Raw genomic sequence first — 17,658 nt, 5'->3', positions numbered from 1 at the left:
GTCTGGGGTTTGGCTTTAGGCAAATCCGGCACCCCCAAAAGCGGCCCGCAGGCCGCTTTTCTTGTTTCAGGGCTTACTGCTCGGCGTTACGGCTGTGCCGGTAGTCACTGACAGCTTCGTAGACCGCTTTGCGCAAGCGGTTGATACCACCGATAGGGCGATGGGCCTCAATGCCGAACCAGGGATTGAAGGATTGATTGTCGCAGGCGAGGTTTTGCGCAGGAGTGTCGAAGTCCTGGGCGGGGATCGTCAATCGGGCCACGGTTTCAAACAGTGCGTCGCTTTCTTTCCACTCGATGCTGGTGTCTTCGATCGGCATGAACCGGCTCGGATCCTGGCGCTGGATCTGCAGCACGAAGCAGGCTGGCATCCGATCGGTGGAGAGCTGCTGGGTCAGTGCGCTGCGCAAGAAGTTGGGCAGGTCCTGGTTCTGCGCTGGCAAGTTGTAGGCCGGGCAGCTGTCCGGGTCCGGCATGACCCGGAACTTGGCGTTGGCGTTACCGAACTTGTAGGGCGAGACCGAAAAGTAGGTCGTCTGGGTCGGGCTGGCTGGTGCTGGTGACAACGTGGCCAAGGCGATGAACAGATGGCGGATCTGCCAGCTGCGAGGGTCCCAGCCAGGGAAGAAGGCGCCGACTTTCTTGCCATCCGCCTGGGCGGCAATGTTTTGTTGATACTCCGCCACATCGCTGACGAAGAAGTTCGGATGATTGAACATCACGAAGTCCTGCTCGCGTCGCGCCGATTCCGCGGGGATCAGCTGTTGCCCAGGAACATCCAGCAGTTTGATCGCCATGCCGCGGGCATCGCGAATGCTGTCGAACTGCGGATAGGCATTGCCGTTGGACAAACGCACGGTCGCTTGCCAGATCTGGCCGGGGTTGGCGAATACACCCTGGCGCAGTTCCGAATTCAGGTCCTTGAGCACCTGGACCTCGGCTTTCACGCAGCCATGAGCCTTGGCGTGGGCATCGCGCAGGTAGCGCGTGCCTTCGCGGTGTTGATCGACGATGCGTACGGCGGTCTGGATGATGCCCTGGGTGCGTGCGGCTTCATCGGCGGGAATCTGCTCCTGCACTGCCACCGGACCACGGTGCTGCCAGGCGAACCAGACGCTGCCCAGGGCCCAACCCAGCAGGCCTATGCCGGCCAGCAATAACAGAGTCTTGCCCAGCAATGCACCGAGGCGTAGCCAGAGCCTGGCCAGCAGTGACGGTCGTTTTCTTGCGAGATCGAGTTTCATGGCAGTTGTGACTCCAGCGGTCCGCCTAGCACTTTCAAGTATTCCAGCAGCGCCCAGCGCTCTTCGGGTTGCAGCAGAGGGCCGATGACGCCGTTGCCACGCTGGCCGGCACGGAATTCGTGGCCGCTGTTGTGGTTGCCGCTGATGCGGGTATCGAATTCAAAGCCATTCTTGAAGGCTTCCGGGCGATAGCCCAGGTGCTTGGGATCGTATTCGAAGGTGCCTCGATAGAAGGTGGTGGAGCGTTCGGATTGCGGCGAAAGCAGTTGATACAGGTTGGGCACCGAGCCGTTGTGCAGGTAAGGCGGTGTCGCCCAGACCCCAGCCAGTGGCCGGGCCTTGTAGGCACGCAGCTCCCGTACGCCGATCGGCAGGCCATAGCCATCCAGCCGTGGCCGTTCCTCGGGAGTGACCTTGGCATCGCGGTAGGCACGTTCCTCGACGAAGGCGGTGATATAGGCCAGGCCCTTCGCGGCCGAGAGTTGGCTCAGGTCAAGTGGTTCAGTGGGCGTCGGGTGCAGTTCGACGTTGGACTTGGCCAGTTCGGTGGTGTCCCATTGCAGGGCACTCAGGTCATAGCGCAAGTCGGCGATGTTGCTGGCGGAGTTCGGGTCGGTACCAATCACCGAAACCGGGAGCATCTTCAGTTGCTGCACTGGGCGGCCGTTGCTCTCGCTCACTGTCGGTAGGTGACAGCCGGCGCAGTGGCTGGCGAACAGGTCGCGGCCCTTGGCAGCAAGAGGTTTATCGACAGTGCCCAGCAGTGCCTCAGGCCATGTGGGAGGCTTCAGGCGCTGCAAGGTTTCTTCTATATGGTTGAGGTCGCGAACCCGCACACTGGACGGGTAGCGGGCATCGCCGGTGAGGGGCTGGCCGTTGCTGTCGAACAGATTGAGGGTGGCACCGACCCCCAGGGCCTCGCCTATGTTGCGGGCCATGGGTTGCTGTGCTGAACCATTCCACTGCACCCAATCGAAGGTCCAGATGTCCCACAGTTGTGGGTAATCCACCGGGGCGTTGGCGATGCGGTAGTTCTCTGGGGAAATCGCGTCGCCGAAACTGGCGTTGGCTATGCGGCCGAAGGCATCGGTACGGCCCGGGCCTTCCTCGGTGGGATAGAGGCCACGATGGGTGTCGTTCCAGGCGACTCGGAGGAAGGTGTCCAGCGAGGCCTTGAAGTCCTTGCGCAGTTGTTCATGTTGCGCGTCATAGTCTGCGCCCAGCACTTTGCGGGCGAAACGCTCGAATTTCCATGGGTTGTAGTAGGTGGTGGCCAGACTGGCTACCAGCGCCTGGCCGAAGCTGCCGCCGCGCAGGGTTGGCACGCTGGAGGGCAACACGTGTTGCGCCGATCCGCCATCGATTCGCAATGCCTGATGGTTGAAGCGCAGTTCCCCGGTGTGGCAGGCGGCGCAGGTGATGTCCAGGTACTGTTCCGGGCTGCCTGGGTTCTGGTGTCGGGCGAACCCTACTGGCAGGTTGCCGGGATTCTGCGCGGTGGCTTTCTGTCCGGGCTGAACCAGGAATCCGAAGCGTGCCAGGTACTCCGGCGCTGCAAAGGACTGCTTGGAGAAGGGCAGCTCCAGGGCGGTGAACCATTCATAGCGCAGGCCTTTGACCTGAGTGCCTTGGGGGGTGAAATAGTACGTCTGGCGGTCGGCGGCGTCCCACTGGTCCAGATAGTGCACCTGCTCGACGGGCACATAGTCGGGAAGCTTGGGGTTGGCGATGTAGTACACAACCACGGCCAGGGCTATGCCGATCAACACGGCAATCAACAGCAATACACGGTAGATGAGGCGCAAGATGTACGTCCTTGTCGAATTTGCTTTCCTTATGCCTGAGCGTCTCTGACGCGGCAAGTAGCCATTACTTGCGCTATGGTTATTCGCGCTCGTTCCAGCGCCTCACCGAGCCGCCTGAGCGGGCGTTCCCCAAAGCATAAAACGTGTTTAAAGACGTGAACTTATCGGACATTTACTACTCTTACGCCGGTAGCCATTGGTCGTGGTCGCCTGATAAGCTCGCGGCTTTATTCGATTGCCCTTTAGGCGCATGAACAAGGAAATAGCATGAAACAGCATCGGTTGGCGGCGGCGGTGGCCCTGGTTAGCCTGGTACTTGCGGGGTGTGACTCGCAGACCAGCGTAGAGCTGAAAACCCCGGCGCAAAAAGCTTCCTACGGTATCGGCCTGAACATGGGCAAGAGCCTCGCCCAAGAAGGCATGGATGACCTGGATTCCAAAGCGGTAGCCCAGGGCATCGAAGATGCCGTTGGCAAGAAAGAACAGAAGCTGAAGGATGAGGAACTGGTTGAAGCCTTTGCCGCGCTGCAAAAGCGTGCCGAAGAGCGCATGGCCAAGATGAGTGAAGAGTCGGCTGCTGCCGGCAAGAAATTCCTCGAGGAAAACGGTAAGAAAACCGGCGTGACTACCACTGCTTCCGGCCTGCAGTACGAAGTGCTGAAGAAGGCTGATGGTCCTCAGCCCAAGTCGACTGACGTGGTCACGGTTCACTACACCGGTACTTTGACCAACGGCACTGTATTCGACAGCTCGGTAGAGCGTGGCAGCCCGATCGATCTGCCTGTCAGCGGCGTCATCCCGGGTTGGGTTGAAGGTCTGCAACTGATGCACGTGGGTGAGAAGTACAAGTTGTACATCCCTAGCGATCTGGCCTACGGCGCACAAAGCCCAAGCCCGTCGATCCCGGCCAACTCGGTTCTGGTGTTCGAACTGGAGCTGCTGGGTATCAAGGATCCAGCCAAGCAGGACGCCGCCAAGTAACCTGTCTCTGCGCCTGAAGCAACGCCCCGTTTTTACGGGGCGTTGTCGTTTCTGCGGGCCACTGCTGGTAAATATTCCGAACCGGCGCCATCGTAGGTGGTCAGAACTGGGTATCGGCGGTGGGTAGTCTGTGAAGGCCGCCAAGTCAATGAAATTATGGGTTTTTTTATGTGAGTAAAAAACGCCCGATCTGAGCTAAGCCCTTATGAAACGGGGCTTTCAGCTGTGAAAAATAGCTCTGTTCACAAGGTTATCCACAATTTGTGTGGATAACATTTCAGTGGAGTGATGATGAAAGCACCTTGGAGTTTTGCTCGCTTCCTGCCCCTGGCTGGTCGGTTGCTGAGCCGCGGTCGTTTACCGACGCTGCTGTTTGCCGTGGCCAGCAAGGGGGCCAGCCAGGGTGGCCGTCTGGGCAAGGTCAAGGAGGATCTGCGCCTGCTCCAGGCCTTGTGTCTGGCTTACTGGCGAGGTGAGTATCGCGCCGTCAGCCCCAAGGCTTTGCTATCGGTAGTGGCAGGGTTGATGTATTTCCTCAGCCCGGTTGACGCGATCCCCGATTTTCTCCCGGTATTCGGCATGCTCGACGACATCGCCGTGCTGGCGTGGTTGATGAAGACCCTGGATGACGAACTTGGTGCCTTCCGCGCCTGGCGCAACCGCCAGATGCCGGAAAAACTGGCGGTGGTTGAACGCCTGCCGGATACACCGGAACAACTGCAGCTGGAGGGGCCGCGGAAAAACTGAAGCGATTGACTCGCTCTCTCAACAATCATGCTCCCCGCGACCGCCGCCGCTGTTAGGATTACACTTCAAGGGAAAAGTCCGACTCGGTAAGAGTCGTTGTCCTACGGGGTAGTAATGGATATTCAGATTATTGAACGCGATGGCGAGCCCGAATATGCGGTTCTGCCGTGGGCTCAGTATCAAGCTTTATTGACAGCCGCAGGCCTCACCAAACAACAACCACACGCCGCTGCAACCTCTCAGGCGGCAACACCAGCCCAGAGTCTTCCGGGCCTGGATCAACTACGCAATTTGCGCGAAGGGAAGGGCATCGCCATCGAGGCGCTGGCCCGCAAAGTAGGTATCAGTCCGTCTTACCTGGCCCTGATTGAAAGTGGCGAGCGTCAACCCGACGCTGCGATTCGCCGCAGCCTGGCCTGGGAGTTGACGGTGCCGGGGTGGAGGGAGCAATCGTGAGTGTAAGGATCAGTCGTCAGCACTGGGATGGGCTGTTGGGCGAATTGGATCAAGCCCGTCGCCAACGCCATCTTTTAACCTACCGGGCATTGCTGGAGCGATTGCAGCTGCCTAGCCCAGCCATGCAAACCCTGACGGCCGCGCTGGAGCATCTGGCGGCCCTGGATGCTCGGGCCGAACAGCCATTGCGCAGTTCATTGGTGATCAGCCAAGGCGCTAGTCGTTTGCCTCGTACCGGGTTCTTTGAGTGTGTGGAGCGTTTGGGACGTTTTTCCGGGCCATCCGATGGCGTGGCCGCTGCGTCATGGCACGCATCGGAAGTGGTGCGCGTGTTCGAGTATGAATACCCCGAATCAGCGGAGGCTTGAATGTTCTGGCGACTCAAGGCACGACTCAGCTATTGGCTGGCGCGCCGGTTGTTTCATTGGCCGTGGTTTATCCGCGAACCTCGCAGTTGGCGGTGGATGGAGGGGCAATTCGCACGCATGGCCAATCTGGGGGATGTCGACGCGCAAAGTTTCTACGGGCACATCCTGACTTTTCGTGGGCATGGGCTTGGGGCGCGGGAGGAGGGCATTCGCCTGCTGCGCCTGGCGGCTCTGGCCGGTGACGGTAAAGCCGCCTATCAATTGGGGGTGATCAGCCTCGCCGGCTCCGCCAGCAAGGCTCCTGATGCTGACGAGGCAAGCCGTTGGTGGACGCTCTCGGCCAAGGCCGGGCATCCCCTGGCGGAGCTCAAGCTGATGCAGCTGAATCAGGCGGCGGATTCCGATCCCGCATCGGTTCGTTGAGCGCCTCGCTTCCCATGCGGGCTGCAGCGTCCAAACTGTCGATTACGTGGATGCTGTAGCCCTGAACATTCTTGGCATGATGCTTGGCCTGGGATGCCAGCTCTGCCAATTGGCTGGAATCCAGTAGTCCACAAGCCTGTGGATACAAGTGCACGACGCCGATGGACAGTGACAGCAAGGGGAACTCCTGACGCACTCCTTGACGGTTGGGGGCGACAAAGCAACCGGCTTCCAGGTGTTCGCTGCGGTAGAAGCGTCGGCACTGACTGTGAAAGTCGTCCAGCAACTGGTTCAGGCGCCTTTGCCAGTCTTCAGGTCCGAGCACCAGCAAGAAATCATCCCCGCCAATATGCCCGACGAAGTCACGACTCGGGTCGACCCGATCATTCAGGCATTGGGCCAGGCACAGCAGCACTTCATCGCCACGGCCATAGCCGTAGATATCGTTGAAGGGCTTGAAGCTGTCGATGTCCACGTAACAGATCACTGACTCTCGCCCTTGTTGCAGCAGGCGGGTCAGGCATTGCTGGATGGGCACGTTGCCCGGTAACAGGGTCAGGGGATTGGCATAGCGCGCCTGCTGGATTTTCAGTTCGGTGATCAGCTTGAGCACATCTATTACCCGTCCCAGTCCCAGGTAGTGACCGTTGAGGGTGATGATGAAGTCTTCCTCGATGCGTTGTCGGGCGCGACTGGTGATCAGGCGGCTCACCTGTTGCAGGGACTGGCTGAGTTCGACGGCAAGGAAGTCGTCATTCATCAGGCGGCTGATGGGTTTGCGGGCAAAAAGATCGGTAGCAAAGGGCTTGAGCAGGGCATCTGAAAGCGAATGCCGGTGGACGATCCCGCAGGGGTGGCCCTGTTCGTCGAGGACCGCCAGAGAATTGAGGTTGGCTTGCCGGCGAAAGGCTTCCAGCACGTTGGCTGTCGGGGTATTGTGGGCCACGGCGGGCTGTTCGTTGAGCAGCGCGCTGAGGTCACTGCCTTCATCGTTGAGTGCCACGCTGGTTTGGTCATGCTTGGGCATCATTGCCCGGGCATCCCGAGGCGGTTGTTCCTGCGGCCGGCACAGCAAGTAGCCCTGGACCAGATCCACCCCCATTTCGCTGAGCACCACCAGTTCCTCGAGCATCTCGATTCCTTCGGCTATCACTTGGGCGCGGGATGCCTTGGCGATCTGCAGAATCGAACCGACGAATTCGCGCTTTAGGGCATCCTGATGGATGCCATCGATAAAGTGCCGGTCGATCTTTACATAGTCCGGCCGCAGCTCGGACCACAGGCGCAGGCTGGAGTAACCGGCGCCGAGGTCATCCAGGGCGATGGAAAATCCCATGTCCCGGTAGTGATGCAGGGCGTTGTGCAACAGCTGAAAGTCGTCGATGGGGGTCTGTTCGGTGAGTTCGATCACCACCTGGCTTGGAGGAATGCCAACGTCCTGTAGCAGTTGCAGGGTCCGGCCTGGTTGATGGGTCGCTTCCAGCAGGGATTCCGGCGATACGTTGAGGAACAGTTTGCCGGGTAATTGCTGCTCGCTGAAGCGTTTGCAGGCGCTGTGGCGGCAAGCGAACTCCAGTTCGCTCAGGCGCCCGGCCTGGCGGGCCACCGCGAACAGGGCGACCGGGGAGTGCAGGGGGCTGTTGGAAGGGCCGCGGCTCAAGGCTTCGTATCCGAGGATACGTCGCTGCGAGAGAGAAATGATCGGCTGGAACAGGCTGTGCAAACCGCTTTGAGCCAGGATTGAACTCAATGCACTCAGCTGTTCGGTCGTGGTCATGGCGATCTCTATCGATAAAAAAAGGACCGGGCGCCGCTCCTGATTCAAGAGCGGCGCCCGGTCCTTTATTTCACGACAGAATGATGACTGTTTAATGACGATCCGAGGAGCGATCGAATTAAATTGCCATCATCTTCAGTGCTTGGCTACCGAGGTGTTGAGCTTCAGATAGTCCAGCAGAATGCGCCCTGTTTCGCTCAGGTAGGCGTCGTCTTCCGGCTTGGTCTTGTCTGGTTCGGCAGCTGCCAGTGCATCTTCGTCTTCTTTCTTCAGCTCTTTGAGCGGCTCTTCACCCTTGGCCTTGCGACGAGCATTTTCCAGAGCCAGTTGCTTGGCTTCGATGTCGGCATGCTGTGCCCGACGATCCGCTTCGTTGAGGCTGACGGTCTTTTCCGCCATCAGTTTCTGTGCCAGGGCCAACTTGTCGCGGATGAACACGAACTCCGCATCTTTCGCTGAACGGCTTTCATGTTCGGCCTTGAGCTGGGCCAGGAATGGCTTGAACGGATCCACCGCCGGTTTGATGGCCGGGCGAATGGTGTCCCATGGCATGGCTTCAGGCAGAGCGCTTTCACCGATTTCCTTGGTGTCGATGATCGACGGGTAACCGATGTCCGGAAGAACGCCCTGATGCTGGGTGCTCTGGCCGGAAACCCGATAGAACTTGGCCAGGGTCAGTTTCAGCTCGCCATGGTTCAGTGGCTGAATGGTTTGCACCGTACCTTTGCCGAAGGTCTGTCCACCGATGATTAGCGCTCGGTGGTAGTCCTGCATGGCACCAGCGAAAATTTCTGAAGCCGAGGCGGAGAGACGGTTTACCAGCAGTGCCATCGGGCCTTTATAGAAGGCGCCGGGGTTTTCATCCTCCAGCACATCCACACGACCGTCGGCGTTGCGTACCAGTACTGTCGGCCCTTTGTCGATGAACAGGCTGGTCAGTTCGGTGGCTTCCTGGAGGGAGCCACCGCCGTTGTTGCGCAGGTCGATGACCACGCCATCGACCTTGTCTTTCTGCAACTCGGTCAGCAGTTTTTTCACATCGCGGGTGGTGCTCTTGTAGTCCGGATCACCAGCGCGGAACGCCTTGAAGTCGAGGTAGAAGGCCGGGATCTCGATCACTCCGAGCTTGTAGTCCTTACCATCCTGCTTGAGGTTGAGGATCGACTTCTTCACTGCCTGGTCTTCGAGCTTCACCGCTTCGCGGGTGATAGGCACGATCTTGCTGGTCTGGTCGTTTGGCGCATTGCTGGCCGGGATCACTTCCAGGCGTACCAGGGTGCCTTTCGGACCACGGATCAGCTTGACCACTTCGTCCAGGCGCCAGCCCACTACGTCAACCATTTCCTTGTTGCCTTGGGCGACACCGATGATCTTGTCTGCGGGAGCTATCTGCTTGGTCTTGTCTGCCGGGCCTGCCGGCACCAGGCGCACGACCTTGACCTGGTCGTTGTCGCTCTGCAACACGGCGCCGATGCCTTCCAGCGACAGGCTCATGTTGATGTCGAAGTTTTCCGCGTTATCCGGCGACAGATAATTGGTGTGCGGATCGTAGGACATGGCGAAGGTGTTGATGTAGGCCTGGAAGATGTCTTCGGCCCGGGTCTGGTCCAGGCGAGCCAGCTGATTCTTGTAGCGCTTGGTCAGCGTCTCCTGAATCTGCTTGGGCTCCTTGCCAGCGATCTTCATGCGCAGCACTTCGTCCTTGACGCGTTTGCGCCACAGGTCGTCAAGCTCTGCGGTGGTCCTGAGCCAAGGGGCGTCCTTGCGGTCGATCAGCAAGGTCTCCTTGGCGTTGAAGTCGATCTTGTCGACGCCTTTGTTGAGCTCCGCCAAGGCGAAGTCCAGACGCGCTTTGACCCGGTCCAGATAACGCTTGTAGATGGTGAAGCCGGCATTCAGGTCGCCGCTCTTGAGGAAGTCGTCAAACTGGGTTTTCCATTTGTCGAATTCCGCGATATCGCTGGCCATGAAGTAGCTGCGCGATGGGTCCAACAGCTTCAGGTAGCTGTCATAGATGATCACCGAGCGCGCATCATCCAGCGGCGGTTTGCTGTAGTGGTGGCGTTTGAGCAGTTCTACAACATTGAGGCTGGCAATTACCTCATCGCGATCGGGCTGAAGTTGATCCCAGCTATTGGCTGCGAACGTATTGGTCGACATCGGCAGAAGGCCGAAACCAATGAAAAGGGCGAGGGCGGTGCTGGGGAACAAATGCTTCATGCTGATTCGACGCGGGGGCAATTGATAACGCATATTAGGCCGTCTTTGAAGTCGCCGGTTCCATAAGGACCGGTCGCATAATGCAAAAAGCCCGGTGCTACCGCTCCGGGCTCAGTCCGGACTCACTATGGAGGCACTGTGAAAGCATTGCAAGGCGTTGAAGGTCATGTGGAGTGGGTTGAAGAGCCAAGTCCTGCCTGTGATGTAGGGCAGGTTCGCATTCGGGTGGCGGCTGCGGGTCTCAATCGGGCCGACCTGTTGCAGCGTGCAGGGCTCTATCCGCCCCCTCCGGGAGCCAGCCCGATCCTGGGCCTGGAGTGTTCCGGGATTATCAGCGAAGTGGGGCCGGGTTCTTCCTGGCAGATAGGTGACCGGGTGTGCGCGCTGCTGGCCGGTGGCGGAATGGCCGAGGAAGTGGTGGTTGATGCTCGTCATGTGCTGCCGGTGCCCGAGGGGTTGTCCCTGGCCGAAGCCGCGGCGTTGCCCGAGGTCTACAGCACGGCCTGGCTCAATCTGTTCCAACTGGCGGCGCTCAAGCCTGGCGAGAAGGTGCTGTTGCACGCGGGGGCCAGTGGTGTCGGTTCGGCCGCGATCCAGCTGTGCAAGGCGTTTGGCAATCCATGCTGGGTGAGTGTCGGCTCCGCCGATCGCCTGGCCTATTGCGAAAGTCTCGGCGCCCAAGGCGGTGTGGTGCGGACTGAGGGGCTGGAAGCGCTGCGGGACTTCGGTCCATTTGACGTGATCCTCGATCCTGTAGGGGCCAATTACGCGGTCAGCAACCTCAAGCTGCTGGCCGTTGATGGGCGCTGGGTGCTGATTGGTCTGATGGGCGGGCGTGAAGCGCAACTGGACCTGGCTCAGGTGCTGGCCAAGCGTATCCAGCTGTTGGGCTCGACCCTGCGTAGCCGCGACGAACAGTTCAAGGCTGACCTTTTCCGTGACCTCGGGCAGAACGTCTGGCCGCTGTTCGCTGAAGGACGCCTGAGCCCACAGTTGGCCAAAACCTTTGCGATCAGGGACGCCGAAGCGGCATTTGCCGAGCTGGCGACCAATCAGGTCTCGGGCAAGCTGGTGCTGGTGATCGACTCCAGCCTGACGTGATTGCTGGCGTAAGAGCCGGCTGGCCGGCGAAAGGGTGTTGCAATCCGCTTGGCTGGCAAGTCGGCTCCTACACCAGCCAGCTTCTATAGAAGCTGGCTGTCCGGGCATTTCAGGGCCAAGGGTTACTTCCAGTGGTGGATCGGCCAACCGGACTTCTCTGCATGTTCGCGCAGTACCGGGTCTGGGTTCACCACCTGGGGATGGTCTACCCGCAGTAGCAGCGGCAGGTCATTGCGCGAGTCGGAGTAGAACGTCGCGCCTTCCAGGTTTTCTTCCTCGGCGTCCAGCCATTCCAGCAGGCGGGTGATCTTGCCTTCGCGGTAGGTCAGGGTGCCAAGGGTATTGCCGCTATATACGCCGTGCAGTACTTCCAGCTCAATGCCCAGCACTTCGTCGATGCCCAGGCGGGCGGCAATCGGCTTCACCAGATGGGTGCCCGAGGCTGAAATCACCAGGATCCGGTCGCCGGCCTGGCGGTGAGCGGCGATAGTCTTGCAGGCGTCGCTGAAAATGATCGGCTCGATCACCTCTTCCACCCAAGGCTCCACCAGGTGCGCCACCTCCTCCGGGGTACGCCCCGCCATGGGTTCCAGACTGAAGTTCATGAACTCTTCCATGGCCAGCTTGCCGTGACTGTAAGCGTCCATCAGTTCGTTGTTGCGACGCATGAACGACTCGCTGTCGACCCAGCCAAGGCGGCCCATCTGTGCGCTCCAGAGGGTGGCGCAGTCGCCGTGGATCAGGGTTTCGTCCAGATCAAAAATTGCCAAGGCCATCAGTACAGCTCTCTCTTCAGGATCAATTGCATGAAAGCCATCAGGCTACCTCACACAGGGCGGCAGGATCGATGGTCAGCGCCAGACGTTGACCGTCAGCGTGCAGGTCATCGGCCGAACGGTTGAGAACATCCACCACCAGCTCCACGCCGCGAGCCTCGACCCGGTAGCGAATCACGTTGCCCAGCAGGCTGTGGCTGCGGACCAGCGCATCAAGCTGGCCCTCCTTGCCGAGTTCGATGGCTTCCGGGCGAATGGCGATACGCCCGCTGACCGGGCGTTGCAGCAGCTTGCTGGCGCTTTCGGCGTCCAGCAGGTTGTAGTTGCCGATAAAACCCGCCGCGAATACATCCACCGGTGCGGTGTAGAGCGTTTCGGCATCGCCGCTCTGGACGATCCTGCCCTGGTTCATCAGGAAGATCCGGTCGGACATGGTCAGCGCTTCTTCCTGGTCGTGGGTGACGAAGATGGTGGTCAGGCCCAGTTCCCGCTGGATGTTGCGGATCTGTTCACGCAGGTGCTTGCGGATACGTGCATCCAGGGCCGACAACGGCTCGTCCAGCAACAGCAAGCGCGGCCGGGTCACCAGGGAGCGGGCCAGAGCCACCCGCTGGCACTGGCCGCCGGACAGTTGGTGTGGATAACGACTGGCAAAGTCGTTGAGCTCCACCAGTTGCAAGGCTTCAAGGACCCGCTTGCGGCTGTCGTTGGCGTTGACCTTCTGCATACGCAGGCCGAAGGCGACGTTCTGCTCCACAGTCATGTTGGGGAACAACGCATAGCTCTGGAACACCATGCCGATCCCGCGTTTCTGCGGGCTCAAGGGCACGATGTCCTGGCCATCGAGAAGGATCTTGCCACCGTCCACCGGGGTCAGCCCGGCGATGCAGCGCAGCAGGGTGGACTTGCCACAGCCGGACGGGCCCAGCAGGGTGACGAACTCGCCTTTCTGGATTTCGCAATTGATATCGCTGAACACCGTGGTGCCTGCGTAGTTCTTTTGCAGGTGTTGGACGCTGACGAAGCTCATTGGCTTTTGTCCTTGTTCAAGATGTTGGCGGCCCAGGTCAGAACCAGCACAAAGAAGAAGTAGGAGATCACCAGGGCGCTGGTGAAGTGGCCGCTGCTGTTGCGCATGTTGTTCAGGTAGACCTGCAGGGTTTCATAGCGGGTGCCCACCAGGATGTTGGCGAACACGAACTCGCCGAACAGGAAGGAGAAGGACAGCAGCAGCGCCACCATCAGGCCTTTGCGCAGGTTGGGCAGGACCACCAGGAAGGCTGCCTGCCAGGTGCTGGCGCCGAGCAGTTGGGCGGCGTCCATCAGGTCGCGCAGGTTGATCGCTTGCAGGTTGTTGGTGATGGCCCGGTACATGAACGGCAGCGCCACGGTGAAGTAGCAGCCGATGAGGATCCAGGGCGTGCCAACCATGGCGAAGGGCCCTGAGCCATAGAGTTGCAGCAGGCCCACCGATGACACCACTGGCGGCACCGCGAAGGGCAGCAGGATCAGGATGTTCATCAAAGCGTCGAGCTTGGGAAAGTGGTAGTGCACCACAAACAGCAGCGGCAGGATCAGCACCACCGACAGCACCAGCGCGCCGACGCAGACCAGCAGCGACTGGCCGAAGGCATTGAGGAAGCGCGGGTCGCTCCACAGCTGCAGGTACCACTTGAAGGTGAAACCGCTGGGCAGGATGGTGGCCGACCAACTGCTGGCGATGGAGTAGACAAGGGTCCCCAGCAACGGCAGCAACAGGATGGCGAACAGCAGATAGACCACCACCCGGTGGTACAGGGCGGCGGAGCCGGGTTCAGCGCGAGACATGGTAGCTCCTCTTCAACAGCAACTGATGGACGATGGTGACCAGGGTCATCAGGGCCACCAGCACCACCGCCAGGGCGCTGGCCATGTTCGGGTCCAGGGAGATGTCCCCGGAAACCATGGCGGCAATGCGGATCGGCAGCACGTTGAAGTTGCCGGTGGTCAGGGCGTAGACCGTGGCATAGGCGCCCAGGGCATTGGCCAGCAGGATGACGAAGGTGCCCAGCAATGCCGGGGTCAGCACGGGCAGCCCGATGTGGCGCCAGAACTGCCAGCCGTTGGCCCCCAGCAGCGCGGCGGATTCACGCCAGTCTTCGCGCAGGGCGTCGAAGGCCGGGTACAGCAACAGCACCCCCAGGGGAATCTGGAAGTAGGTGTAGAGAATGATCAGCCCGGTCTTGGAATACAGGTTGAAGTCCTGAATGATCCCCGACTGCTTGAGCATGATGGTGATGGTGCCGTTGAAGCCCAGGAGAATGATGAAGGCAAAGGCCAGGGGCACGCCGGAGAAATTGCTGGTCATGTTGGCGAAGGCGTTGACGAAGTTGCGCAGTTTGGAGTCCACCCTGCGCAGGGAGTAACTGCCCAGCACCGCAATGATGATGCCGAACACGCTGGACCAGAAACTGATCTCCAGGCTGTGCCGGATCGCCTGCAGGTAGAACTTCGAGCTGAAGATCTTGCTGAAGTTGGCCAGGCCCCAGCCGAACTCTTCCGACTGCAGGCTGTTGATCAGCACCCACACCAGCGGGGCGATCTGGAACACGATGAAGAACAGGGCAAAAGGCACCAGACAGAGTGCCGCCAGCCATTTGCCGCGGGTGACTGAATTCACTGCAACAGCTCCCGGCAGAAGGGTTTGTCATGGGGCACGCCCAGTAGTTGGCAGATGGTGCCGCACAGTTCGGTCTGCTTTGGCGTGGCACCTGGGTCGAGACTGAAGGCATTGCCGAGAACGAACAACGGAACTTCCCGCTCCTCGGCCAAGAGACCGTTGTGGGAGCGGTCGTTGTTCATGCCGTGGTCGGCGGTCACCAACACCTGGTAGCCAGCATCGAGCCAGCCTTGCAGATAGTCGGCGAGGATGATGTCTGCCGAACGCGCGCTGTTGCGGTACTGGGTGCTGTCGAGGCCGTGCTTGTGACCGGCGTCATCGATGTTCATCGGGTGCACCAGGAGAAAATCCGGTTGGTGCCGCAGGCGCAGGCTCTCCGCATCGGCGAAGAGATGGGAGTCGGGATAGTGATCGTTCCAATAGAAATGGCCGTACTGGATCGGCAGCTCGGGATTGGCGGTGTGCCGGTCCCGTGGTGCATTGAAGGGACTGCGGTTGTACAGCTCGCTGACCCAATGATAGGCCGCGGCGGCAGTGGAGCGGCCGGCCTCGCGGGCATAGTGGAAAATACTGCGCTGGTTGGACAGGCGCGAGACCTGGTTGTGGACGATACCGCTGTCGATCGGCGCGACACCGGTGAGGAGGCACTCGTACAGCGGTCGGGACAGGGCCGGCAATTCGCATTGCAGCTTGTACAGGGCGGCGCGGCCTGCGCCGACGTAGGCTTGCAGGTGGCCCATGGCGTGTCGGGCAACTTCGTGGTTGAGGCCGTCGAGCACCACAAGGATGACGTTGTGCTTCATGAACGGGGGAACTCCGGGATCAGGCAACGCATGGAACCTGTAGTAGCGGCCGGACGGCAATGCCCTTGCCGGCGAAGGTGCCTGCACGCTCGTACAGGCCTTCGCCGGCAAGCCGGCTGCTACGACTGATGCAGTATTACGGCATGTTGATGATCACTTCTTCCTGCCACTTCTGCGGCAGGGACTTGGAGGTTTTCTCCCAGGCGTCGGCGTCCTTGATCGGGGTTACGTGCTTGTATTGCTCGTTGGGCAGCAGGTTGGCCTGGACGTCCGCCGGCAGAGTCAGATGCTCGGCACGGATCGGGCGCGCATTGCCGCGAGCCAGGTTGGTCTGGCCGGCATCGCTGAAGATGTACTCGCGGGTCAGCTTGGCGGCGTTGGGATGCTTGGCGTATTTGTTGATGATGGTGGTGTAGCCGGAGATGACCGAGCCGTCGGATGGGATCAGCACTTCGTAGTCATCCTTGTTGACCATCTTGTTGCGGTAGCTCAGGCCGTTGAAATCCCAGACCACGCCCACTTCCACTTCACCTTTCTCCATGGTGGCGATGGTCGGGTTGGCCAGGGACAGGCGACCCTGCTTGGCGATCTCGGCGAACATCAGCAGCGCCGGCTGGATGTTCTTTTCGTCGCCGCCTTTGGCAATGGCCGCGGCCAGCACGCCGTTGGCGGCTTGGGCTGCGGTGCTCACGTCACCGATGGAGACTTTGTACTTGCCTTTCTCCAGATCTGCCCAGCTCTTCGGCGCCTCAGACCCGTGCAGCAGCTTTTTATTGATGATGAAGGCGATGGTGCCGGTATAGGCCAGCGCCCAGTTGCCGTCTTTGTCCTTGGCCCAGTCCGGGACCTGGGCCCAGGTGCTGGGTTTGTAGGGTTGGGTCACACCCTGCTTGACTGCGATGGGGCCGAAGGCGGCGCCGACGTCGCCGATGTCGGCGCTGGCGTTGTCTTTTTCCGCGGCGAACTTGGCGATCTCCTGGGCCGAACTCATGTCGGTGTCGATGTGCTTGAGGCCGTAGATTTTCGCCAGGTCCTCCCAGGTGCCTTTCCAGTTGGCCCAGTCGTCGGGCATGCCGACACTGTTCACCGCGCCTTCTGCTTTCGCAGCGGCTTCCAGGGTTTTCAAATCGTTGTCAGCAGCCATGGCGGCGGTGCACAGGGCAATGGTCGAACCTAACAGTGATGCCAGGAAAAGCTGTTTCATCCGAAGCTCCTTTGGGCGTGTTCAACGCTGCGTTGTTATCGACGGTCTTGCGGTGGGTTGGTCTAGGTCAGCAATACCTGAGCCAATTTAGGCGTGTTGGATGACACTTTGATGTCGGTGCCAATGGTCGGCGCATGGATTCGGGCGCAGGTTCGGCGCTGCGAAATAAGCGTAGACCATGCCCAAACACCCGTTCTGCAAGGTTCTGGCGGGCAATTTGCAGGTTCACCAAAGGCTCGCTCAGCGGCGTTGTCATCTATCAGTCATATGCATTGCCTAGGCTTTCGACACAGATGCAGAGCACTGCCCCGGCCCTTGCGCTGCCCTGAAACAGTGCTGGTCTAGTCCAGATAGGTAACGTTGATGCGTATTGATGCAACCAAAGCGGTGACAGCCATCGGCCAGGTCCTGCAGGAGCAGATCGCCCATGGTCTGTTGGCGCCCGGCAGCAAACTGCCGGCCGAGCGCAAGCTCAGCGAGTTGTTCGCCACCACCCGCATCACCGTGCGCGAGGCCCTGCTGCAATTGGAGGCCCAGGGGCAGATCTACCGCGAGGAGCGTCGGGGCTGGTTCGTTTCGCCGCCGCGGCTGGCCTACAACCTGATGCAGCGCAGTCACTTTCACGCCATGGTCAGCGCCCAGGGGCGAGTGCCTTCCACTGAGGTGATCTCGGCGCGCCTGCAACCGGCGTCGGCGGCGGTCTGCGCCTGGCTGCAATTACCGGCACTGTCCAGCGTGATCCAGATCTGTCGAGCGCGGCGCATCGATGACCGGCTGGTGCTGTATGTGGAGCACTACCTGAACCCCAAGTACTTTCCACACATTCTCGACCTGGATTTGAACCAGTCGATCACCGAGCTCTATGCCCGGCATTACGACCTGCATTACGGGCGGGTGCGCTTCGAGATCGTGCCCACCTCATTGCAGCCGGAAGCGGCGGCGGCCTTGAAGGTGTCGGTGGGCAGCCCCGGGCTGCGCATCGCCCGGGTCAACTATGACCAGCATGAGCGGCTGATCGACTGTGATCTGGAGTTCTGGCGGCATGACGCAATTCACGTTGGCGTTGACGTTCTTTAGACGCCCGTACCGTTGGCC

The 17,658-nt window shown here is 60.1% G+C and carries 17 protein-coding genes; 7 read left to right on the top strand and 10 right to left on the bottom strand.

The window, feature by feature from the left end; all coding sequences use genetic code 11:
* Positions 1–73: 73 nt before the first annotated feature.
* Positions 74–1,243, bottom strand: a complete 1,170-nt coding sequence (locus tag LOY69_RS21745) for a catalase family protein (RefSeq protein ID WP_265073580.1) — start codon at positions 1,241–1,243, stop codon at positions 74–76.
* Positions 1,240–3,048 (bottom strand): di-heme-cytochrome C peroxidase, encoded by a 1,809-nt coding sequence (locus LOY69_RS21740; protein ID WP_265073579.1) that lies wholly within the window; start codon positions 3,046–3,048, stop codon positions 1,240–1,242. The genes LOY69_RS21745 and LOY69_RS21740 overlap by 4 nt, the downstream gene beginning before the upstream one ends.
* Positions 3,049–3,315: 267 nt before the next feature.
* On the opposite strand from LOY69_RS21740, the gene LOY69_RS21735 reads away from it, so the two are divergent.
* The 5 genes from LOY69_RS21735 (at position 3,316) to LOY69_RS21715 (ending at position 6,023) form a co-directional block, all read left to right on the top strand.
* Complete coding sequence (locus tag LOY69_RS21735; RefSeq protein ID WP_102860775.1) at positions 3,316–4,029, top strand: FKBP-type peptidyl-prolyl cis-trans isomerase; 714 nt, start codon at positions 3,316–3,318, stop codon at positions 4,027–4,029.
* Positions 4,030–4,320: 291 nt separating this feature from the next.
* A complete protein-coding gene (locus tag LOY69_RS21730; protein WP_102880528.1) occupies positions 4,321–4,776 on the top strand; it encodes a YkvA family protein in 456 nt (151 codons plus the stop codon).
* Positions 4,777–4,890: 114 nt separating this feature from the next.
* A complete protein-coding gene (locus LOY69_RS21725) occupies positions 4,891–5,232 on the top strand; it encodes a helix-turn-helix domain-containing protein (protein ID WP_265073578.1) in 342 nt (113 codons plus the stop codon).
* Positions 5,229–5,600 (top strand): hypothetical protein, encoded by a 372-nt coding sequence (locus LOY69_RS21720; RefSeq protein ID WP_003179080.1) that lies wholly within the window; start codon positions 5,229–5,231, stop codon positions 5,598–5,600. Before LOY69_RS21725 ends, LOY69_RS21720 begins: the two co-directional genes overlap by 4 nt.
* A complete protein-coding gene (locus tag LOY69_RS21715; RefSeq protein WP_213665803.1) occupies positions 5,601–6,023 on the top strand; it encodes a sel1 repeat family protein in 423 nt (140 codons plus the stop codon).
* On the opposite strand, the gene LOY69_RS21710 is transcribed toward LOY69_RS21715, so the two are convergent.
* The gene (locus LOY69_RS21710) at positions 5,968–7,800 is read right to left on the bottom strand and encodes a bifunctional diguanylate cyclase/phosphodiesterase (protein ID WP_265073577.1); all 1,833 of its coding nucleotides are present in this window, start codon (positions 7,798–7,800) and stop codon (positions 5,968–5,970) included. The two genes, LOY69_RS21715 and LOY69_RS21710, sit on opposite strands and share 56 nt — an antisense overlap.
* A 135-nt stretch (positions 7,801–7,935) precedes the next feature.
* Positions 7,936–10,020: a carboxy terminal-processing peptidase gene (locus tag LOY69_RS21705; protein ID WP_265073576.1), complete on the bottom strand. Its 2,085-nt coding sequence runs from the start codon at positions 10,018–10,020 to the stop codon at positions 7,936–7,938.
* A gap of 138 nt (positions 10,021–10,158) precedes the next feature.
* Here LOY69_RS21705 and LOY69_RS21700 point away from each other — a divergent pair, with 138 nt between their 5' ends.
* Positions 10,159–11,121: a zinc-binding dehydrogenase gene (locus LOY69_RS21700; protein WP_102880524.1), complete on the top strand. Its 963-nt coding sequence runs from the start codon at positions 10,159–10,161 to the stop codon at positions 11,119–11,121.
* 122 nt (positions 11,122–11,243) lie between these two features.
* On the opposite strand, the gene LOY69_RS21695 is transcribed toward LOY69_RS21700, so the two are convergent.
* The 6 genes from LOY69_RS21695 to LOY69_RS21670 form a co-directional block, all read right to left on the bottom strand.
* On the bottom strand, positions 11,244–11,897 hold the full coding sequence (locus tag LOY69_RS21695; protein ID WP_102880523.1) for an HAD family hydrolase: 654 nt from the start codon (positions 11,895–11,897) through the stop codon (positions 11,244–11,246).
* Between the two features lie 40 nt (positions 11,898–11,937).
* Complete coding sequence (locus LOY69_RS21690) at positions 11,938–12,927, bottom strand: ABC transporter ATP-binding protein (RefSeq protein ID WP_170001895.1); 990 nt, start codon at positions 12,925–12,927, stop codon at positions 11,938–11,940.
* A complete protein-coding gene (locus LOY69_RS21685; protein ID WP_102860784.1) occupies positions 12,924–13,724 on the bottom strand; it encodes an ABC transporter permease in 801 nt (266 codons plus the stop codon). Before LOY69_RS21685 ends, LOY69_RS21690 begins: the two co-directional genes overlap by 4 nt.
* Positions 13,711–14,556, bottom strand: a complete 846-nt coding sequence (locus LOY69_RS21680) for an ABC transporter permease (RefSeq protein ID WP_102880521.1) — start codon at positions 14,554–14,556, stop codon at positions 13,711–13,713. Before LOY69_RS21680 ends, LOY69_RS21685 begins: the two co-directional genes overlap by 14 nt.
* On the bottom strand, positions 14,553–15,359 hold the full coding sequence (locus LOY69_RS21675; protein ID WP_213665800.1) for an alkaline phosphatase family protein: 807 nt from the start codon (positions 15,357–15,359) through the stop codon (positions 14,553–14,555). Before LOY69_RS21675 ends, LOY69_RS21680 begins: the two co-directional genes overlap by 4 nt.
* 136 nt (positions 15,360–15,495) lie before the next feature.
* Complete coding sequence (locus tag LOY69_RS21670; protein WP_265073575.1) at positions 15,496–16,563, bottom strand: ABC transporter substrate-binding protein; 1,068 nt, start codon at positions 16,561–16,563, stop codon at positions 15,496–15,498.
* 363 nt (positions 16,564–16,926) lie between these two features.
* On the opposite strand from LOY69_RS21670, the gene LOY69_RS21665 reads away from it, so the two are divergent.
* Positions 16,927–17,640: a UTRA domain-containing protein gene (locus tag LOY69_RS21665; RefSeq protein ID WP_102860788.1), complete on the top strand. Its 714-nt coding sequence runs from the start codon at positions 16,927–16,929 to the stop codon at positions 17,638–17,640.
* Positions 17,641–17,658: the final 18 nt, after the last annotated feature.

This window comes from Pseudomonas sp. B21-059 (genome assembly GCF_026016285.1).
Taxonomy (GTDB): Bacteria; Pseudomonadota; Gammaproteobacteria; order Pseudomonadales; family Pseudomonadaceae; genus Aquipseudomonas; species Aquipseudomonas danubii.
This window is presented reverse-complemented; position numbering and strand designations above follow the sequence as displayed.

Coding starts and splice junctions, on each gene's coding strand:
- LOY69_RS21730 (WP_102880528.1), top strand. CDS start 4,321: ATGAAAGCACCTTGGAGTTTTGCTCGCTTCCTGCCCCTGGCTGGTCGG.
- LOY69_RS21665 (WP_102860788.1), top strand. CDS start 16,927: ATGCGTATTGATGCAACCAAAGCGGTGACAGCCATCGGCCAGGTCCTG.
- LOY69_RS21715 (WP_213665803.1), top strand. CDS start 5,601: ATGTTCTGGCGACTCAAGGCACGACTCAGCTATTGGCTGGCGCGCCGG.
- LOY69_RS21685 (WP_102860784.1), bottom strand. CDS start 13,724: ATGTCTCGCGCTGAACCCGGCTCCGCCGCCCTGTACCACCGGGTGGTG.
- LOY69_RS21745 (WP_265073580.1), bottom strand. CDS start 1,243: ATGAAACTCGATCTCGCAAGAAAACGACCGTCACTGCTGGCCAGGCTC.
- LOY69_RS21710 (WP_265073577.1), bottom strand. CDS start 7,800: ATGACCACGACCGAACAGCTGAGTGCATTGAGTTCAATCCTGGCTCAA.
- LOY69_RS21735 (WP_102860775.1), top strand. CDS start 3,316: ATGAAACAGCATCGGTTGGCGGCGGCGGTGGCCCTGGTTAGCCTGGTA.
- LOY69_RS21695 (WP_102880523.1), bottom strand. CDS start 11,897: ATGGCCTTGGCAATTTTTGATCTGGACGAAACCCTGATCCACGGCGAC.
- LOY69_RS21670 (WP_265073575.1), bottom strand. CDS start 16,563: ATGAAACAGCTTTTCCTGGCATCACTGTTAGGTTCGACCATTGCCCTG.
- LOY69_RS21675 (WP_213665800.1), bottom strand. CDS start 15,359: ATGAAGCACAACGTCATCCTTGTGGTGCTCGACGGCCTCAACCACGAA.
- LOY69_RS21725 (WP_265073578.1), top strand. CDS start 4,891: ATGGATATTCAGATTATTGAACGCGATGGCGAGCCCGAATATGCGGTT.
- LOY69_RS21705 (WP_265073576.1), bottom strand. CDS start 10,020: ATGAAGCATTTGTTCCCCAGCACCGCCCTCGCCCTTTTCATTGGTTTC.
- LOY69_RS21690 (WP_170001895.1), bottom strand. CDS start 12,927: ATGAGCTTCGTCAGCGTCCAACACCTGCAAAAGAACTACGCAGGCACC.